Annotated in this window: 19 protein-coding genes; 2 read left to right on the forward strand and 17 right to left on the reverse strand. The window is 66.7% G+C overall.

Features of this window, described 5'->3' with window-relative positions; translation table 11 throughout:
* Position 1: 1 nt before the first annotated feature.
* The 15 genes from B2747_RS06105 to B2747_RS06175 all read right to left on the reverse strand — a co-directional run bounded on the left by B2747_RS06105 (position 2) and on the right by B2747_RS06175 (position 12,645).
* A complete protein-coding gene (locus tag B2747_RS06105; RefSeq protein WP_291157920.1) occupies positions 2–388 on the reverse strand; it encodes a hypothetical protein in 387 nt (128 codons plus the stop codon).
* 11 nt (positions 389–399) lie between these two features.
* The gene (locus B2747_RS06110; protein ID WP_291157922.1) at positions 400–792 is read right to left on the reverse strand and encodes a hypothetical protein; all 393 of its coding nucleotides are present in this window, start codon (positions 790–792) and stop codon (positions 400–402) included.
* 47 nt (positions 793–839) lie between these two features.
* On the reverse strand, positions 840–1,400 hold the full coding sequence (locus tag B2747_RS06115; RefSeq protein ID WP_291157924.1) for an RNA polymerase sigma factor: 561 nt from the start codon (positions 1,398–1,400) through the stop codon (positions 840–842).
* A gap of 104 nt (positions 1,401–1,504) precedes the next feature.
* On the reverse strand, positions 1,505–2,113 hold the full coding sequence (locus B2747_RS06120) for an HDIG domain-containing metalloprotein (RefSeq protein ID WP_291157926.1): 609 nt from the start codon (positions 2,111–2,113) through the stop codon (positions 1,505–1,507).
* Between the two features lie 515 nt (positions 2,114–2,628).
* Positions 2,629–4,281: a DHA2 family efflux MFS transporter permease subunit gene (locus B2747_RS06125; RefSeq protein ID WP_291157928.1), complete on the reverse strand. Its 1,653-nt coding sequence runs from the start codon at positions 4,279–4,281 to the stop codon at positions 2,629–2,631.
* Positions 4,282–4,289: 8 nt separating this feature from the next.
* The gene (locus tag B2747_RS06130; protein ID WP_291157931.1) at positions 4,290–5,321 is read right to left on the reverse strand and encodes an HlyD family secretion protein; all 1,032 of its coding nucleotides are present in this window, start codon (positions 5,319–5,321) and stop codon (positions 4,290–4,292) included.
* Between the two features lie 26 nt (positions 5,322–5,347).
* Positions 5,348–6,727 (reverse strand): TolC family protein, encoded by a 1,380-nt coding sequence (locus tag B2747_RS06135; protein ID WP_291157933.1) that lies wholly within the window; start codon positions 6,725–6,727, stop codon positions 5,348–5,350.
* On the reverse strand, positions 6,724–7,350 hold the full coding sequence (locus tag B2747_RS06140) for a TetR/AcrR family transcriptional regulator (protein ID WP_291157935.1): 627 nt from the start codon (positions 7,348–7,350) through the stop codon (positions 6,724–6,726). The genes B2747_RS06135 and B2747_RS06140 overlap by 4 nt, the downstream gene beginning before the upstream one ends.
* 125 nt (positions 7,351–7,475) lie before the next feature.
* A complete protein-coding gene (locus B2747_RS06145; RefSeq protein WP_291157937.1) occupies positions 7,476–7,658 on the reverse strand; it encodes a hypothetical protein in 183 nt (60 codons plus the stop codon).
* Between the two features lie 39 nt (positions 7,659–7,697).
* Positions 7,698–8,159: a peptidylprolyl isomerase gene (locus tag B2747_RS06150; RefSeq protein ID WP_291157939.1), complete on the reverse strand. Its 462-nt coding sequence runs from the start codon at positions 8,157–8,159 to the stop codon at positions 7,698–7,700.
* Positions 8,160–8,250: 91 nt separating this feature from the next.
* The gene (locus tag B2747_RS06155; RefSeq protein ID WP_291157942.1) at positions 8,251–8,529 is read right to left on the reverse strand and encodes a hypothetical protein; all 279 of its coding nucleotides are present in this window, start codon (positions 8,527–8,529) and stop codon (positions 8,251–8,253) included.
* 134 nt (positions 8,530–8,663) lie between these two features.
* Positions 8,664–9,392 (reverse strand): endonuclease III, encoded by a 729-nt coding sequence (gene nth, locus B2747_RS06160; protein WP_291157944.1) that lies wholly within the window; start codon positions 9,390–9,392, stop codon positions 8,664–8,666.
* A gap of 29 nt (positions 9,393–9,421) precedes the next feature.
* Complete coding sequence (locus B2747_RS06165) at positions 9,422–11,176, reverse strand: PHP domain-containing protein (protein WP_291157946.1); 1,755 nt, start codon at positions 11,174–11,176, stop codon at positions 9,422–9,424.
* A gap of 54 nt (positions 11,177–11,230) precedes the next feature.
* Complete coding sequence (locus tag B2747_RS06170; protein ID WP_291157948.1) at positions 11,231–11,611, reverse strand: hypothetical protein; 381 nt, start codon at positions 11,609–11,611, stop codon at positions 11,231–11,233.
* A 182-nt stretch (positions 11,612–11,793) separates the two neighbouring features.
* On the reverse strand, positions 11,794–12,645 hold the full coding sequence (locus tag B2747_RS06175) for an alpha/beta fold hydrolase (protein WP_291157972.1): 852 nt from the start codon (positions 12,643–12,645) through the stop codon (positions 11,794–11,796).
* A 141-nt stretch (positions 12,646–12,786) separates the two neighbouring features.
* Here B2747_RS06175 and B2747_RS06180 point away from each other — a divergent pair, with 141 nt between their 5' ends.
* Positions 12,787–14,499, forward strand: a complete 1,713-nt coding sequence (locus B2747_RS06180) for a HEAT repeat domain-containing protein (RefSeq protein WP_291157950.1) — start codon at positions 12,787–12,789, stop codon at positions 14,497–14,499.
* 270 nt (positions 14,500–14,769) lie between these two features.
* Here B2747_RS06180 and B2747_RS06185 read toward each other — a convergent pair whose 3' ends face one another.
* The gene (locus B2747_RS06185; RefSeq protein ID WP_291157952.1) at positions 14,770–15,849 is read right to left on the reverse strand and encodes a M20/M25/M40 family metallo-hydrolase; all 1,080 of its coding nucleotides are present in this window, start codon (positions 15,847–15,849) and stop codon (positions 14,770–14,772) included.
* A 29-nt stretch (positions 15,850–15,878) separates the two neighbouring features.
* Between B2747_RS06185 and B2747_RS06190 the strand changes: the two genes are divergently transcribed.
* Complete coding sequence (locus B2747_RS06190) at positions 15,879–16,235, forward strand: sulfite exporter TauE/SafE family protein (RefSeq protein WP_291157954.1); 357 nt, start codon at positions 15,879–15,881, stop codon at positions 16,233–16,235.
* Positions 16,236–16,504: 269 nt separating this feature from the next.
* Here the strand turns inward: B2747_RS06190 and B2747_RS06195 are convergent, their stop codons facing one another.
* Positions 16,505–17,407, reverse strand: a complete 903-nt coding sequence (locus tag B2747_RS06195; protein WP_291157956.1) for an ABC transporter substrate-binding protein — start codon at positions 17,405–17,407, stop codon at positions 16,505–16,507.
* Positions 17,408–17,486 lie beyond the last annotated feature (79 nt).

The following is a 17,486-nucleotide window of genomic DNA, read 5'->3' on the forward strand; positions in this document are numbered from 1 at the left end:
ATCACTGCTTTTCCCCTCGGACACGCGCTACACTGTCGGCGGCCCGTTCGTTGCGTTCGATGAGCTCGTAGAAGCCGCGCGTTTGCGACTCGTTGAGCTCCTTGAGAATGAGGACGCGCGCAGAATCGCGCGTGGAGTCGAGTTGTGCCCGCACCGGCGCCAGCAATTCACGCTGTCTGGCGCGCCGCCACGCCCAGATGGAATCCACTCGCTGACGCTGGGCGTCGCTGAATTCCAGCGCGCGCGCCAGCTCCTCCTGGGCGTCGTACACGCGCAGCTCCGGCTTGTTGAGCGCGCGATCCGTGGCAAAGCCCACCACGCCGCCCGTGAGGAAGGCGGCGAGAATGGACATCATGGCCACGGACTTGGCCTGTTTGGCTGAAGACACGTGCCGCTGACTCAGTAGCTGTCGAGCAGCTCGAGGAAGCGCTCGGGCGCGTCCGGCGGCAGGTCGCGCTTGTCACGACGCGACAGCGTGCCGTCGTCGATGGGAAGCGGCATCGCCGCTTCCACGGCGCGTCGCGCCGCCATGTGCCGCGCCTCGGCATCGGCCCGCTGCTCACGCACAAAGGTGGCGCCCGCCGCCATGAGCGCGATGGTCGCCGCCACCAGACCGGCCTTCTGCCAGTCGGCACGACGGAACTCACCAAAGCCACTCCACCACGCCGGCTTGAGCTCCTGCACGGCGCCACTGAGCGACGCGCCGAGTCGCTGCATGAGCCGCGACTCGAAGCCCTGCCAGTAGGCATCGTCCTGCGGCGCCGCGTAGTGCGCCCGCAGCATCTCGGTCACGCGAGGATCCGCGTCCGGGCGCTGCCCGTCGTCGTTCCGGGTGACGTTCATTTTACGCTCCGAAGATTGCTCAGTTGGCGCCTGAGATGCGCCCGAGCATGGTGCAAGTCCGACCGGGCCGTGCCCTCGGGAATTCCGAGGATGGCGCCGATCTCCGCATGCTTGTAGCCCTCGACGTCATGCAGCACGATGACCGCGCGCTGCCGTTCGCCGAGGGTGTCGAGCGCGCGCACGAGGCGCGCGCGTAGTTCATCCGCTTCGGCCGGATCGCGATGCGGAGAGGACAGGGTCTCCGGCAACTCGTCGGCGTCCCGCACCTTGCGCCGCCGCGCGATGTCCAGCGCGGCATTGGCCACGATGCGGTGCAACCACGCCCCGAAGGCCTGCTCGGGACGGAACCGCTCCAACGCCCGGAAGGCATGCAGAAACCCTTCCTGCACCGCATCCTCGGCGTCGTCGTGCGAGAGCACGATGGCGCGCGCCACGGCGTAGGCCCGTCGCTGATGCCGACGCACCAGACCCGCGAAGGCGGTGTTGTCACCGGCCTGCGCTGCCAGCACCAGATGCCGCTCTTCGAGGGCGTCCGGCGACAGCGGGCGGTCAGCCACCGCAGTCCCCCGCGAGGGCCAGGCGGCAGGCCGGGCCACAGAGGGCCCCGCCAGAGACGAAGGCAGAGGAATGGCTGTCACAGGGTCGTTGGGGGTCACTGGGTTTACGCATCGCTGGAAAGCGCCGTTGAAGGCGCGACCCCTTGGAGACCCAGGGCTTCGGCGTTGGCCTGCATGGCCGACAATACCACCCCGATGTGCTCATCGAGTGGCACCCCGAGGGCCTCGGCCCCCTGCACGATGTCGTCGCGGTTGACCCCGCGGGCAAAGGCCTTGTCCTTCATCTTCTTTCGTACCCCGGCCACGTCCACATCGGCCACGGCCTTCGACGGTTTGACGAGCGCGCAGGCGGTGATGAGCCCGGTCAGTTCGTCCACGGCAAAGAGGGCCTTGGCCATGGGGGTCACACGGGCGACCCCGGTGTAATGCGCGTGGCCCAGCACGGCCTCGCAGATGTCCTCGGGCCAGCCCAGCGTCCGGAGGTGGCGCACGCCTTCCGCCGGATGCTCGGCGTCCGCTGCCTGGGCATCATTGGGGAAGCGCTCGTAATCGAAGTCGTGAATGAGCCCTGCCACCCCCCAGGCCTCCTCGTCCGCGCCAAGGCGACGGGCATAGGCCCGCATGGCCGTTTCGACGGCCAGCATGTGTTTGCGGAGGGACTCGGACTGGGTCCACTCGTGGACAAGGGCGAGGGCGGAGGAACGCGAGGGCATCGGGGCAAGCTGAGGGGATGTCGCCTCAACTGCAACCGCAGTCGTGGACCGCAACCGCAGTTGCGGGAACCGAAACCGCAGTCTTTGACCGCAACCGCAGTCTGGGGGCTGAAAGGGCAGTCGGGCACTGCTACCGCAGTCGGGGTTACCGAAAGCGCAGTCGTGGACTGCCACGGCGGTCTTTGACAGCTACCGCAGTTGTGGCCTGCTACCGCAGTTTGCGCCCGCAGTTGTGGTCAGACGCAGTCGCTGTCGACCGCAGGGGCGGTAACCCCGACTGCGTGGACTCCGACTGCGGTGGCCCAGACCGTGGGCGCAGACTGCGGTGGATTCCCAAGACTGCATGGGCAATCCAGAACTGCAGTGGCCTTCCACGACCGCGCTTTCGGTAGCCCCGACTGCGGTGGCAGTGCCCGACCGCCCTTTCAGCCACCCAACTGCGGTAGCAGTCCACGACCGCGGTTTCGGTTCCCGCAACTGCAGTTGCAGTCCAAGACCGCAGTTGCAGTTGAAGTTCAATGCGCGTCGACCGGCCCCGGTGTCATCCTCCCATTCCTCCATATCAACAACAACGGCAACGCCGCCACCAACAACACCCCCGAAATCAGATAAATCCTCGAAAACGCCAGCACACTCGCCTGCGCGCCAACCTGCGCATCGAGCATCGCCAGCGCCTGCTGCTTGGCCGTCACCGCATCCGTGCCCCGCGCCATCAGCCCGCGTGTGAGCGCGCCCAGCCGCTCCATCGTCGCAAAGTCGTAGGCCCCCACGTGTTCCGTGAGCTGGGCCTTGAAGGTTTTGGTGTAGCGCGAGAGCAGCGTGGCCATGATGGCAATGCCCAGCGAGCCGCCCAACTGCCGCAGCAGATTGAACATGCCCGTGCCCTGACCCAGCTTGTGCACCGGCAAGTCCGACATGCTCGCGCCGGTGAGCGGCACGAACAGGAGACCCAGCCCCACGCCGCGCATGATGAGCGGCCAGAACAGGTCGTCCGTGCCCGCTTCGAGTGGCAGCCGTGACAGCGACCACATCGCGCCCAGAAAGAGCAACGCGCCCGCGCTGATGAGCAGCCGCGCATCGAAGCGTCCACCGAGTCGGCCCATCACGCCCATCGTCACCGCGCTCGCAATGGCGCCCGGCAGAATCACGAGCCCCGTCTGCTGCGCCGTGTAGCCATGCAGCTGCTGCAGAAATACCGGCAGCACGAACACCGAGCCATAGAGCGCGAGGCCCATGAATGCCGCGAACACCACGCCGGGTGCCAGCTGACGCGAACGCAGCACGCGAAAATCAATGACCGGTTCGTCCACCGTGAGCTCGCGCCACACCAGCAGCACCGCCGACACCACACTCACCACCGCCAGCGTCGTCACGAAGCGCGACTCGAACCAGTCAAAGCGCTCACCGCGCTCGAGCATCCACTGCAGCGCGCCCACGGCCAGGGTGAGCAGCACGATGCCCAGCACATCCACCGACTTGGCTCGCACCTGATGCGCCACATCGCGCACGTACGTCCACACCATCAGGCCGGCGATGAGCCCCAGCGGCACGTTGATGTAGAAAATCCACGGCCACGCATACGCGTCCACGATGTAGCCACCCAGCGTGGGCCCAAGCGTGGGTCCCACCATCACGCCCACACCAAAGATGGCCTGGCCAATACCGCGCTCGTGCGGGGGGAACGATTCAAACAGGGTTGTCTGCGCCGTCGACAGCAGCGCGCCGCCGCCCAAGCCTTGCAGCACCCGCCAGAACACCAGCCCCCACAGCGTCGTCGCCGCGCCGCAGAAGAAGCTCGCCAGCACGAAGATGGCAATCGACCCCGTGAGATAGCGGCGCCGGCCGAAGTAGCCCGACAGCCAGCTCGACATGGGAATGATGATCACGTTGGCAATGATGTAGCTCGTGCTCACCCACGCGATCTCGTCGAGCGTCGCCCCCAGCGTGCCCATCATGTGCGGAATGGCCACGTTCACGATGCTCGTATCCACCAGCTCGAGCACCGCCGCCAGCGTCACCGCAATCGCGATCAGATACTTGTTGCGGTACGGATCATCCGCTCCAGCGCGCGGCGCAACATCGCGCGACGATACATCGCGCGGCGCCCCGGCGGCCGCCACATCAGGCGACGCCGAACCAGGCAACGAAGGACTCAGGGTCGCCCCCATGGCGTCTCCTACTGCACCACGATGTGCGCCACCACCGACATGCCGGGCCGCAGGGGACGCTCGGCGTCCAGCGCCTTCGTGATGCGAATGCGCACCGGTACCCGCTGCACCACCTTGGTGAAGTTGCCCGTGGCGTTGTCCGGTGGCAGCAGCGCAAACTTGGCGCCCGTCGCCGAGGCAATGCTTTCCACCTCGCCCTCGATTTCCGCCCCGTCATACGCATCCACTTCGAGATGCACACGCTGCCCGGTTCGAATGCGCGCGAGCTGCGTTTCCTTCACGTTGGCCGACACGTACACACCAGTGTCGCTCACCACACTCATGAGCGTCTGCCCGGGCTGCACAAGCTGACCTGGCTCCACCTGCTTGCGTGACACCGTGCCTGCGAGTGGCGCGGTAATGGTCGTGAACGCGCGCTGCAGCGCGGCCTGATCACGCGCGGCCTCTGCCGCCGCCAGACGCGCCTCGGCGAGACGCACACCCGCCTCGGCGCCGGCAATGCCGCTCGTGGCCGCGCGCACCTGACGCTCGGTGGCCGCCAGGTTGGCCGTTGCGGCATCAAACGCGGCGCGCGCCGCATCAAGTTGCGCCGCACTCACGATCTGCTTGGTTACCAGTTCCTTCGCGCGCGCATAGTCTGACTCGGCGCGTGTGAGCGCCGCACGCGCCGCGGCCACCTGCGCCGTGCCCACATCACGCTGACTGGTGGCTGTGCGCACCATGGTAGCCGCCTGGCCTTCCATGCCGCGACTGCCCGCCGCGGCGCGCGCTGCCGCCAGCTCAGCCTCGGCCTGCGCAAGACGCACGTCGTATTCGCGGGCATCGATGCGCAGCAGCAGCGTGCTGTCGGCCACGTGTCCGTTTTCACGCGCCGGGACCTCGAGCACATAGCCACCCACCTTCGCCACAATCGGCACGATATGCCCCTCGACCTGCGCATTGTCGGTGGATTCGTGTGCGCGGGAAAACGACCACTGCCGGAAGCCCCACACGCCAAGGGCAATGGCGGCGGTGGCGGGAAGCGCGAGACGGAGATTCATGGGACGATGATTGAGAGTGACGGTGACTATTGCAGCTGACGGATCGAACCGATGGCCTTGCTGCGATTCACCCGGGCCTGCTGATAGGCGGCCAGCGCGTCGATGCGCAGCGTGCGTGCCTGATTGAGTGACAGCAGCGCGGCAATCACGTCGCCGTTGCCGGCCACACCGGCCTCAAAGCGATCGCGCGCCTGCTGCACTTCCTGCTCGGCCAATGCCAGCCGTTCCTGCACGGCGTCCAACTGCTCGGCGGCCGACGCCAGATCGAGCAGTGCGGCGCGGACTTCGAGCGCGCCCTGCTCACGCAGGTCGCGCAGACGGGTATCGGTTTCGCGCGCCAACGCGACCTGCTCTTCCAATCGCGCCTCGCGACGAAATCCGTCAAACAGGCCCACGCTCAGTTGCACACCCCAGCTGTAGGTGGGCAGCAGGCGCTCCCAGTTGCGACCCAGCACCCCGTGATCCACCACGAGACCAAGCTGCGGCGTGCGTTCCCACCGGATGGCGCGCGCCGCTTCGCGCTGCGCACGCTCCTGTGCGCCGAGGGCCCGCAGGTCTGCGCGTCCGCTCAACGCCTCACGCACACTGGCCGCGAGGGCGGGTTCGTCGGCGGTCATCGCGCGCAGCACCGCGCCGTCCTCGCGCGGCAGTCCCGCCAGCGAATCACCGAGGGTCAAACGGCCATCAAGCGGCAGTCCGGTGGCCCGCTTGAGTTCGAGCACGGTGCGATCGCGTTCGTTGCGGGCCACAATGAGCTGGGCGCGCACCGCTGCGAGTTGCGACTGGGCCCGCGTCACGTCGAGCGCAATGCCAACGCCCGCCGCGAGCTGATCGCGCGCGATGCGCAGCAGGTCGGCTGCCAGCACCGAGTCGGCGACGCGGGCCTCCACCTGCGCGTCGGCGCGCGCCGCCCGCACATAGACAGCCGCCGCCACCGCCGCCGCCGCATCGGCCTGCACCTCCACCTCGGCGCTGACCGCGCCCGTTGCCGCCTGCGCCGCCCGCCAGCTCGCGAAGCGGCCAAGGTCCACCAGCGGGGCCTGCACCCGGTACCGCAGATCGACCGTGGGCACAGGGCCAATGAGTTCGCCGTCAGGGCGGAGCAGGGGCTGCCCGGTGACCGGGTTGGCGAAGGAGAACCCGAAGGTGGCGGAGTTGAGGGTGCGCTCGGACTGCGCCACCCCGGCGGCCAGGTCGGGGATGAGTGCGCCCCGTCGCTGCAGGGCGCGAGCTTCACTCTGCGCCACGCGGGTACGGGCGACGGCCACCCCGCCGCTCTGTTCGGCGGCAAGCCGTGCCGCCTGTCCCAGTGTCAGGACCACGGGTTGACGCGCCTGCGCTGCCAGCGGCATGCCGGCCGCGACAAAAAGGAGCGTCGCTACAGAAAGGGAGACGCTGGGCTTCATTGCTTGATTGCCCGGAGATAGAAGTCGAGCATTTCCTCGAGCACCTGGGCATCGCTGCCCAGATGCGGGTGGAAGTGCGAGTTGGCCGCCCAGTTGGCATGTGCGAACCAGAGAGCGGAGTACATGCGGGCGGCGATCTCGGGGTCGGTGGCGCGGAACTCACCGGAGGCGATGCCGCGGGCGATGATGTTGGCGACGACCCGTCGTCCGCGGGTCACGATGTCCTGGGCAAAGAACTCCATGAGTTCCGGGAAGTCCCGCAGTTCACCGGCCAGGACCAGTCGCTGTACCACCGCAAAGCGTTCCTCGCGGATGAAGCCCCACCATTTTGTCGCGTATTCGCGGAATAGTGATTCGATGCTGCCGCTTACATGCGCCGATGTCATGCGCTCCGCATCCTCGATGGCCACACCCAGTGTCACCCGCACCATCTCGCGGAACAGGGCTTCCTTGGTCTCGAAGTAGAGGTAGATGGTGCCCTTTCCCACTCCGGCCCGCCTGGCAATGTCATCGAGGCGCGCTCCGGCCAGGCCGCGTTGACCAAACTCCACGAAGGCCGCGTCGAGGATCTGGCCGGGTCGCTCCTCGGGGCAGCGCCGGCGGCTGCGCTCACTGGTGTCCATCTTGGAGATATTAGTGACTGACTGGTCGGTCAGTAAAGAGCTGGAAATGGAAAAGGCGGAGGATCGCTCCTCCGCCCAATCAACCGGCCGGGGCCGACGCCGCCTGGCCGACGCTCAGCCCGCGATCAGACCCGCGCCGGGGCCGGGGCCGTCACCGCCGCCTTCTGCTTCTCCGCCGCGTGACCGGCGAAGATGCCGTTGGTCCACACCACGATGCCGTACATGATGGCGCCGATGAAGATGGCGCCGCCGATCAGGCCCGCGTACGCAGCCGGAAGGTCGCTGCCGTGATTCTCGTGTCCAGCCATGGGGAGTATCTCAGGGGATGGTTGGGAAGACCGGGCCGATCAGGCCACGTCGGCGACGCGCACCGACACCATGTGGTCATTCTGCACGATGGTCGGCAGGATCTCCAGTCCCTGCGTGACCTGGCCGAACACCGTGTGCACGCCGTTCAGGTGGCGCGTGTTGGCTTCGCTGAGCACGATGAAGAACTGGCTGCCGCCCGTGTCCTTGCCCGCGTGCGCCATGGACAGCGCGCCCACGTTGTGCTTGTGCGGGTTGCCGGCCGTCTCGCACTTGATCTTCCAGCCCGGACCGCCCGTGCCCACGGGGCCCTTGCCGTCCTTCGAGTGCGGGCAGCCGCCCTGCACCACGAACTCCGGGATGACGCGGTGGAACTTGATGCCATCGTAGAAGCCGCTGTTGGCCAGCTTCTCGAAGTTCTCCACCGTGACCGGCGCCTCGCCCGCAAACAGCTCGGCGACGAGAGTGCCCTTGTTCGTTTCGAAAGTAACCTGCTTGGACATAGCTACCGTTTTTGGCTCGGGTTAAGCCCGAAAGCTAAAAGCGTAAGGTGCGACCGCGTAAGGTGGACCGCGGGAAGAAACCGCGAGCGGTTTACCGAATCACCTTCAGAATCGCGCCCTCGGCCCGCGGCTCGTCGCTACGCGAACGCTCCTTGGCCGCCTCCGCCAGCAGCAAGCGATGCCAGCCACGTGGACGAGACCCGGCGCCAGCCGCAGGCTTTGCTGCCCGCGATTCCCCGTCCCGCTCATTGTTCGATGATTCCCAGAGTCGCAGCATCGCTTCCCCGATTGAGATGATTGAGAACAGCACGATTGTGACACAATAGTCGCTGGCTGTAATGAACGAAAGCTCATCCGGGTCGGAAATCACACACAGGCCAGCCGCGTGACACGTTACCTGCCAAACCATCCCGCGGTAGGCACGCAATGCCTCCGACCACACCACTCACCACCCACAACCCACGGCGCACGTCTCACAGCTGCCCGCCCCGACCACGACCGCAGTCAGTCAGTCAGTAAATCAGCACTCGCACACACATCCGCCAGAATGCAAGCGCCGCACGCCGGCTTTCTTGCTCCACAGACCCTTCGCCCATGCCAAATGAGCAAGTGACTGAGCTGCGCCCACGCCTCGCGAGGAAACAGCGGCATCAGCGCGCGCTCAATGGCAATCGGATCCGGTTCACGGGTCAGCCCAAAGCGCCGCACCAGCCGCTGCACATGCGTGTCCACGACAATGCCCTCGTTGATGTCGAAGGCATTGCCCAGTATGACGTTGGCGGTCTTGCGCCCCACACCGGGCAGCGGCACCAGCTCGGCAATCGTGCGCGGCACCTTTCCGCCATGCAGCGCCACGAGCCGCTGCGCCATGCCCACCAGACTCTTGGCCTTGGCGCGAAAAAAGCCCGTCGTGCGTACCAGCTCCTCGACATGCTCGAGCGGCGCCCGACTCAGCGCCTCCGCCGTGGGGTAGGCGGCGAACAACGCCGGCGTCACCATGTTCACGCGCGCATCGGTACACTGCGCCGACAGAATGGTCGCACACAGCAACTCAAAGGCATTGCGATGATCGAGCTCGCAGTGCGCATCCGGATACTCCGCCTGGAGACGCTCGAGCACCACGGACGCCAGCGCTTGCTTCTCGGACTTCGTTCGCGGACTGCGTGCCACCGGTGCCGCCCGCTGTGAGGGCTTCTGCCCCACGGTCTTGGCTGTCTTGCGCGTACGGGTCATGCCGTCAACGTCATCCAGGCGACAGCCTCTCAGGTCGCAGCCGCCAGCGCACGTCGACGCGCCGACGCAAAGGCCAGCACCTCATCCACGCTGCGGGTGTTGAGCACGTTGTCTGCCGACAGCCAACCCTTGCGCGCCTGGGCCACACCCAGCGTGAGATTCTCGAACCCCATGGGCGAATGTGCGTCGGGCCCAATGCTCACCATCGCGCCATGCTCGGCCGCAATGCGGCACGCGCGCCAGTCGATGTCGAGCCGATGCGGGTCGGCGTTGAGCTCGATGGCCACGCCCACCCGCGCGGCCTTGGCCATCACGGCGTCCAGATCAATGGCAAACGCCTCGCGCGTGAGCAGCAGGCGGCCCGTCGGATGCCCCAGCACCGTGAGATGCGGATCGTCGAGCGCCTTGAGTACGCGATGGGTCATCTGCTCGGCGTTCATGCCGTAGCGCGTGTGCACCGACCCGATCACGAAATCAAAGTGATCGAGAAAGGCCGCATCATAGTCCACACGTCCGCAGGGCAGAATGTCGGCTTCGATGCCCTTGAGCACACGAAAGTCCACGCCTTCTGCACCAAAGCGCGCGTTCAGGGCATCGATTTCAGCGTGCTGCTCCAGAATGCGATCACGCGACAGGCCACCGGCATACGTGTTGGACTGCGAATGGTCGGACACGCCCAGGTAACGCAGCCCCCGCGCCATGGCCGCGCGCGCCATCTCTTCAATGGTCGCCCCGCCATCGCTGTACTGGGAATGACAGTGCAGGGCACCGCGCAGGTCCTGCTCATCAACCAGCGACGGCAGCGTACCAGCCGTCGCCCGCTCCAGCTCACCACGCGCCTCGCGCAACTCGGGCGGCACGTAGCTGACACCAAGGACGGCGTACAGCGCGGCCTCGTCAGGCACGGGGATCACGGCGCCATCGGCATCGCGAAGTTCATCGCCCGACAGGGTGTAGCCGCGCTGGGCCGCGAACGCCGCCACCTGCTGCACATGCTCGTGGCTTCCCGTCGCGCGCCACAGCGCCAGGGCAAACTGCTCGGGACGCACACACGACAGGTCGACCCGTACGCCGTCTTCAAGACGCAACGACAGCGTACGCCCGCCGCCACCGAGCACCTCACGCACGCCACGCATCTGGGCCAGTGACGCGGCCACCACGCTGGGATTGCCGCGCACCGCAGCCACCAGGTCCACGTCGCGCACCACTTCCATGCGACGCCTGATGGACCCGGCCACCTCCAACGTGATGACGTCGGGATGACGACGCAGCACGTCGGCAATGCGCTCCGCCTCGGCGCGGCCATGCGGCCACAGCACGTAGGCGCCTGCCGAACGCAGCTCGGCGATACCCTTGAGCACCTTGTCGGCGGTTCTGGCGCCAAACTTGGGCACCGACGCCAGGCGGCCTTCGCGTGCCGCCGTCTCCAGATCCTGCAGCGTGTCGATGTCGAGATGCTCGTGAATGCTGCGAATGCGCGCCGGCCCGAGACCAGGCACCCGCAGCATCTCCATCAGCCCTTCGGGCGTCTCTTCCTGCAACTGCTCGAGCAGCGACGAGCTGTTGCTCTCGGCCAGGTCACGCAGCACCGCCAGCGCAGCGGGGGCCACGACATCAGGGGCGGCAAGTTCGCGGGTCAGCGCCACATCGAGGGACAGGTCACCCAGCGCCGCAACACTGCGGGCCGCAAGCGCCATGGCCTTGATGCGGTGCGCGTCCTCGTCGTGCAACTCCATGAGAACGGAGATCTGGTTGAGCGCGTGGGCCGCCGCCCGACAATCCATTCGTGAAATCTACTGCATTTGAACGCCCCAGGGCAGCGCCCTGGCCCTGCACCGTCACGATTCCACGCCCGCCAGATGTCGCATCTTGGCCACCAGTTCCACCATCTGCCGCTCGGTAAGCTCCAGCTCCTGCGCCGCTGCGGCCGGCTCGAGCAGACCGTTGCGCATGGAGACACCCACCTGATTCATGTAGCGCACCTTGGACAGCACTTCAAGCGTGAGCTGACGCAGGCCATGAAAGCGACGCTTCTCGGCGTTGGCTCGACGAAAGCGCAGCGCGAGTTCGTCGGCGGTGAGATCACGCGCCAGCGCCAGCACATTGTCGATGGTACGACCGGGCAGCACGCCGCGGTCGGGAATGCCGCTGTTGGTCCACCCCTCTTCGGCGAAGAACAGACGACCCACGTACTCGATGCCGTCGTGTGCGGTGTGCACGGTCACACGCACGGTTCTCCCGTTGACGGCTAGAGTCGTGAGCGCGGTATGGGTGACGGGACCAAAGGGCAGCAAGGCAGTCGGGGTCTTGGTTGAGCGTAAGGTGGAACCACGTAAGGTGAACTGCGGGAAGTAACAGCGGGCGAGGCTACCGCAGTTGTGGTCGTTGCCCCGGGTCGGGGTCAAGGTCGGGGCAGGAAGGTGCGGATGGCGGTGAATAGTTGGCCAGGTTGTTCGACGTATGGGACGTGTCCGCAATCGTCCAACACCACGAGCTCAGCGTTCAGACAACTGGCGGCAGCTTCCGCACTCTCCAGCGGAATGGGGTCCTGTCGTCCGTGAATGACGAGTGTGGGGCAGTGCACGGCACGGAGTTCGTCCCTGATATCATATTCACCAAGACTCGTCCATACCGACTGCTGCACCTTGCCTGTCACACGAAAGGGAGTGAGGTCACGTGCCCGGTACGGATCGGCGAAATAGCCGGCCACGCTCAACTCGAAGCTGCGCTGCCGGTACACATCCGGATCCGATTCGCGAAGACCCGAGGCCTGGAGGGTGGTGCGCAATCCCTGAATGACTTCACCGCGCCCACGCGCGGCGAGGGTCTGCTCGAACTCATCGCGCCACGCGCGGGTGACGGGTGCCGGTGAGATGAGCACGAGGCGAGCCGGCGCCACCATCGACGCGTCGCGCACGGCGCGTGTGGCGTACAGCATGGCCAGCAGCGCGCCCCAGGAATAGCCGATGATGGTGGGCGGAAAGAGCGCGAACTCCGTGACGATCGTGGCCAGATCGCTGACCTGCGTCTCCCAGGTGATGGGCGCGGGATCGTCGGTTCGACTCTGTCCACCACCACGCTGATCGTAGGTGATGAGCCGGTACGTATCGCTCAGCGTCAGCATCTGCGGGTACAGATAGTCGTGATGCGCACCGGGGCCGCCGTGCAACAGCAGCACGGGCGGGGCGCCGGGCGGACCATCCGCACGGAAGTAGAGGGGCAGGGGCGTGGTGCGCGTGAAGCCGCTGGTCATGTGCACGGGCGGAATTCCTCAAGGTGCCCGCAACGCTGCGGGACGGGGCTCAGAAAAAACTAGCACAATTGGCGGAGGCCCTTGCCAACGACTCGCTGCCAGAGGCTCTCTGCCTCCACGGTGACGCGCTACATTACCGCCATGCCTCCCCTCGGATACCGCCGCAGCACGCCCTCCTCCACGCTGGCCGTGGACAGTGGCATGCATCGCGCCGTGCCCGATGGCCGCGCGGCGCGTGGCACCTTGCGGGCACTCGCCCTGCTGGTCGACCGCATGGCCACTCTGGGGCTGGGGTCGGGACGGGAGCCCGACCCGGAACGCATGGCCAGCGTGCGTGATGCGCTGCGCCAGCTCACGGCGCGCATTCGTGAGGCCGCCATGCTCTGCCGAGTCATGGAGGGTCAGTTCGTGCTGGCCGGTGATCCGGTGGACCGGGGACTCACACGCGACGATCCGCTGCTCGGTACACTGCTGCAGCGCTGTCTCAGGCTGGGTGTGGGCTCCATCACCGTGCGTCAGGGCGCGGCGCCCAGCGAGCTGCTCACGCTGGCGCAACTGCTCACACAATCCCTTGCGTCCTCTGCCGCGTCATCTGCTGCGTCATCCGCGCAGGCGGCGTCTCCCGCCGATGCGCTGCGTGGCAATGCCTTTGCGCAACCTCCGTCGCGCAGTGATACGCCTACCACGCTGAGCAGCATATCGGCCGAGCCCGCCCCCCGCGAATTGCTGCGCTCGTGGAGTGTGCTGGTCACGCCGGCTGATACATCGCAGGGCACTGCCACGGAGCGATCGGCTCCGGTGCCCGAGGCCATGGCTTCGCCCGCTGCCGCGGACGAAACCGGTGAGCACGGGACGTCACCAACGGCCATTGCGCTGTCGCGTCTGGCCGGCGCACACGCCGACGACACGGCCATGCGCGCGGCCGATGCGATTGTTGCGCTGCTCGACGATCTCGAGTTCCGCGGTGAGGCACAGGGCATCGAGGGCATTGCGCGTGCGGTCATGGCCCACGGTCATCAGGTGGGCGCGGGACCGGGACGTTTGGCCACCGAGCGCATTCTGCGTCGCCTGCAGCATCGTCGCACGCTGGAGTTGCTGGCCTCGCGCGTGCCGCATTCCCCCGATCGCCTCGTGCTGCTCGAGCTGCTCGCGCGCGCGGGAGAAATCGCGGTGGATGTGCTCGTGCGTCAACTCATGTCGGCCGAGGACACGCAGAGTCGGCGGGCGTACTTTGACAGCATTGTATCGCTCGATCTGGGCGGCACCATGCTGTTTGACCTGCTGCGCGACTCGCGCTGGTTCGTGGTGCGCAACGCCGTCGCCCTGCTGGGTGAGATGGGCGTGCAGTCAGCGGATCTGGCCATGCTGCCGCTGCTCTCGCACGAAGACGACCGCATTCGCATTGCCGTTGCCCGCGCGCTCATTCGCCTCGGCACGGCCAAGGCCATTGCCGGTTTGCACAACGCCATCGACGATCGCCACGCCGAAGTCCGGCGCATTGCAGCCGTGAGCTACGGCCTGTCCAACTCGGTGAGTGGTGGCGTGCGGCCGCCGGCGGCGCGGCTGGCGGCCGCCTTCGAGCAGGAAACGGACGAAGACGCGGCGCTGGAAATGCTGGCCGCACTCGGCAAGCTCGGTTCATCCGATGCCATTCAGCGTTTGCTGCGCATTGCCGTGCCGCCGCAGAACACGGAGGCGGGAGAGAAGACCGTACCGCGCGAAGCCTGGCTGCGAATCGCCGCCATTGAAGCGCTGTTCAAGGCGCGTGGGAATGCGGTGCTGCCGGCGATCGAGATGTTGGTGAACGATCAGGATCCGGAAGTGGCGGCGGCGGCGCAGCGGTTGCGCGGTTGAGCTGCCGCAGTTTTGCGCGGGGTGCAGGATTCGGGATCCCACTTGGCCATCCACCGCCGTGGGCTGTGGGCCATGCGCTGTGGGTGTGAGTGGTTCACCGACCGCATCACGGCGACTGGCTGACATCGCGCCGTGGGATCCCCCGACCAACCAGGGAACGATCTCACGGACTACGCGATCCTGCCCCGGCACCACTCTCACCCATAGCCCACATCTCACAGCCCACGGCGGCGGATAACACGCCGCCGTCGCCCCCAACTGCAACCGCAGTCAGCGATCCGTAAAATCCGTACTCGCCCCCACCACCCGACACGTTTCCGCAATCAACGTCGCCGCCCGATCCAAATCCTCCAACGCCACCATCTCGTTGGGCGAATGCATGTAGCGGTTCGGAATGCTCACCAGTGCCGTCGCCACGCCATTGCGCGCCAGCTGCATCGCATCGGCATCGGTGCTCGTGAATCGTCCCGCCGCATGCAAACTGAACGGAATCTCCAGTCGCCGCGCCGTATTGGCCAGCAACCGGTACGCGACCGGCGAGATCACCGAACCACGCGTGAGCACGGGGCCGCCGCCGATGTTGTGCTCACCGATTTCTTCCTTCTTCATGCCCGGATGATCGGTGGCAAAGGTCACGTCCACGGCAATGGCCATGTTCGCGTGCACGGACTGCGCCGCCACGCGCGCGCCACCGCCCGAGTAGCCGATTTCCTCCTGCGCCGTGGCCGCCGCCACGACCGTGGCCTCACCCGGATTGGCCGCGTACCGACGCAGTGCTTCCAGCACCACGAACGCGCCAATGCGGTCGTCGATGCTGCGCGACACGAGCCGGCCGTTGGGCAACTCGATGGACTGCGAGTCAATCACCCCCGCATCGCCCACCTCCAGTCGCTCCTGCGCCTCGGCCTTGTTGCGCGCCCCAATGTCCACCCACAGGTCCGTGATCTTGCTGGCCTTCTCGCGTTCCTCGGGCTTCATGAGGTGGATGGGCTTCTTGCCAATCACCCCCAGCACGTCGCCGTGGCGTCCGAGAAAGCGCATGCGCTGCGCGACCAGCACCTGCGGATCCCAGCCACCGATGGGTTCGAAATACACGTAGCCGTTGTCATCGATGTGCGTGACAATCACGCCGATCTCGTCGATATGACCGGCCAGCAGAATGATGGGACCGTCGGCGCCGGCCGTGCCGGTGACCGTGGCCAGCGAGTTGCCAATGGCGTCGGCGCGCACGGACGCGGTGACCGTGGCCGCTTCGGCGCGCCAGACACGCGCCGGGGCGCCTTCGAAGCCCGAGGGACCGGGCGTATCGAGCAGGCGCTTGAGGAAGGCGAGAGAGGATTCGGAAAGCATGGGGGCAATATACGTGCTATCGTTGGAGCATGATCATTCCGTTTCTGCTCATCGGCGTCGCCGCCGGCGTGCTCAGTGGGCTGTTCGGCATCGGCGGCGGCATCATCATCGTGCCCGCGCTCATCTACGTCGCCAAGATGACGCCGCAGCAGGCGGCCGGCACGTCACTCGCGGCGCTCGTGCTCCCACTTGGCGCGGCGGTTGGTGCGGTCACGTACTATCGCGCCGGACACCTCAAGCCGCTCGACGCACTGTGGATTGCCCTCGGCATGGCAGTCGGGGCGTTCGGCGGTTCGTGGATTGCCACGAACGTGGATGCGGAGACGCTCAGGCGGGCGTTTGCGCTGCTGATGGTGGGGATGGCAGTCAAGCTCTGGATTGGGTGACTGCGGTCGGGGTCGGGGTCGACTGCAGCACGCCTTCCACAGCCGTGGGCCGTGGGACGTGGGTGATGGGTGCGAGTGGATCGAGGGCGAGATCACGGCGACTTGCTGGCATCGCGCGGTGGTGTGCGCCGACACACGCGGTACGACCTCACGGATATCGCGATCTCGCTCCGACACCACTCCCACGCATAACCCACGTCCCACGGCCCAGAACTGCGGATGGCGGACGCGAACCCCGACCGCAGTTCTATCGCACCCGAACCGCAGTACTATCGCACCCGAACCGCGTGCGCCCCCGCCACCTCTGTGAATAACGAAGGATTGAATATCCTCGCCATCGCTTCAATCCCATCAACCACCCGTGGCCCCGGCCGCGACGTGAGTCCGTTCGCATCCATCGCCCACACCTGACGGTCAGCCAGCCACTCCCACTCCGGCTTCGTCAGACAACGTCGCGCCTCTTGGGCCGCCGCCGCGACACTGTAGCCACAAGGCGCAAACAGCACGATGTCCGGTGCCGCCTCACGCAGCGCGTCCATGCTGACCGGCACCGAATGCGCGCCCGCCACGCCCAGCACATCAATGCCGCCGGCGCGCTTGATCTGCTCCGGTCCCCAGTGGCCCGCCACATATACCGGTTCCGTCCACTCCACCAGCGCCACGCGTGGCCGCGGGGCCTGCGCGGCCTTGAGTGTCTCGTGCACGTGGCGTATCCGGTCGCGCAGTCCGGCCAGCGTTTCCTCCACTTCGTCGCTCGCGCCCAGCGCCTCACCCACGGTGCGGATGTCGTCCAGAATGCCATCGACTGACGTCCCACCGAGTGTCACCACGCGTGGCTCGGGTGACAGGCGGGACGCCAGTGCCCGCACGTCCGACTCGCGCACCGCACACACCTCGCAGAGTGCCTGCGTGAGCAGCACATCCGGATGCAGCGCCCGCACACGCGCCTCATCAATGGCAAACAGCGCGAGCCCCGCCTCATGCTGTTCGCGCACCGCGGCATCGATGGCGGCGGGGTCATGGGTGTCGGGTATGGTGGCGCGTGTCACACGCGCGCGTGAGCCCACGATGTCGGGATAGTCGCACTCATGCGACACACCCACGAGATGATCGCTGGCGCCAAGCAGGGCCACGATTTCCGTGGCGGCCGGAAGCAGAGAGACGATGCGCATCCGTCAATTGTGCACTGGCGCGCGCGACTCTGCTGGCGCAATGTGGGGCAGGCGGGGGGCGGGCGTGTCACGGGCCCCG

Origin of the sequence: Gemmatimonas sp. UBA7669, from assembly GCF_002483225.1 — a bacterium.
Taxonomy (GTDB): domain Bacteria; phylum Gemmatimonadota; class Gemmatimonadetes; order Gemmatimonadales; family Gemmatimonadaceae; genus Gemmatimonas.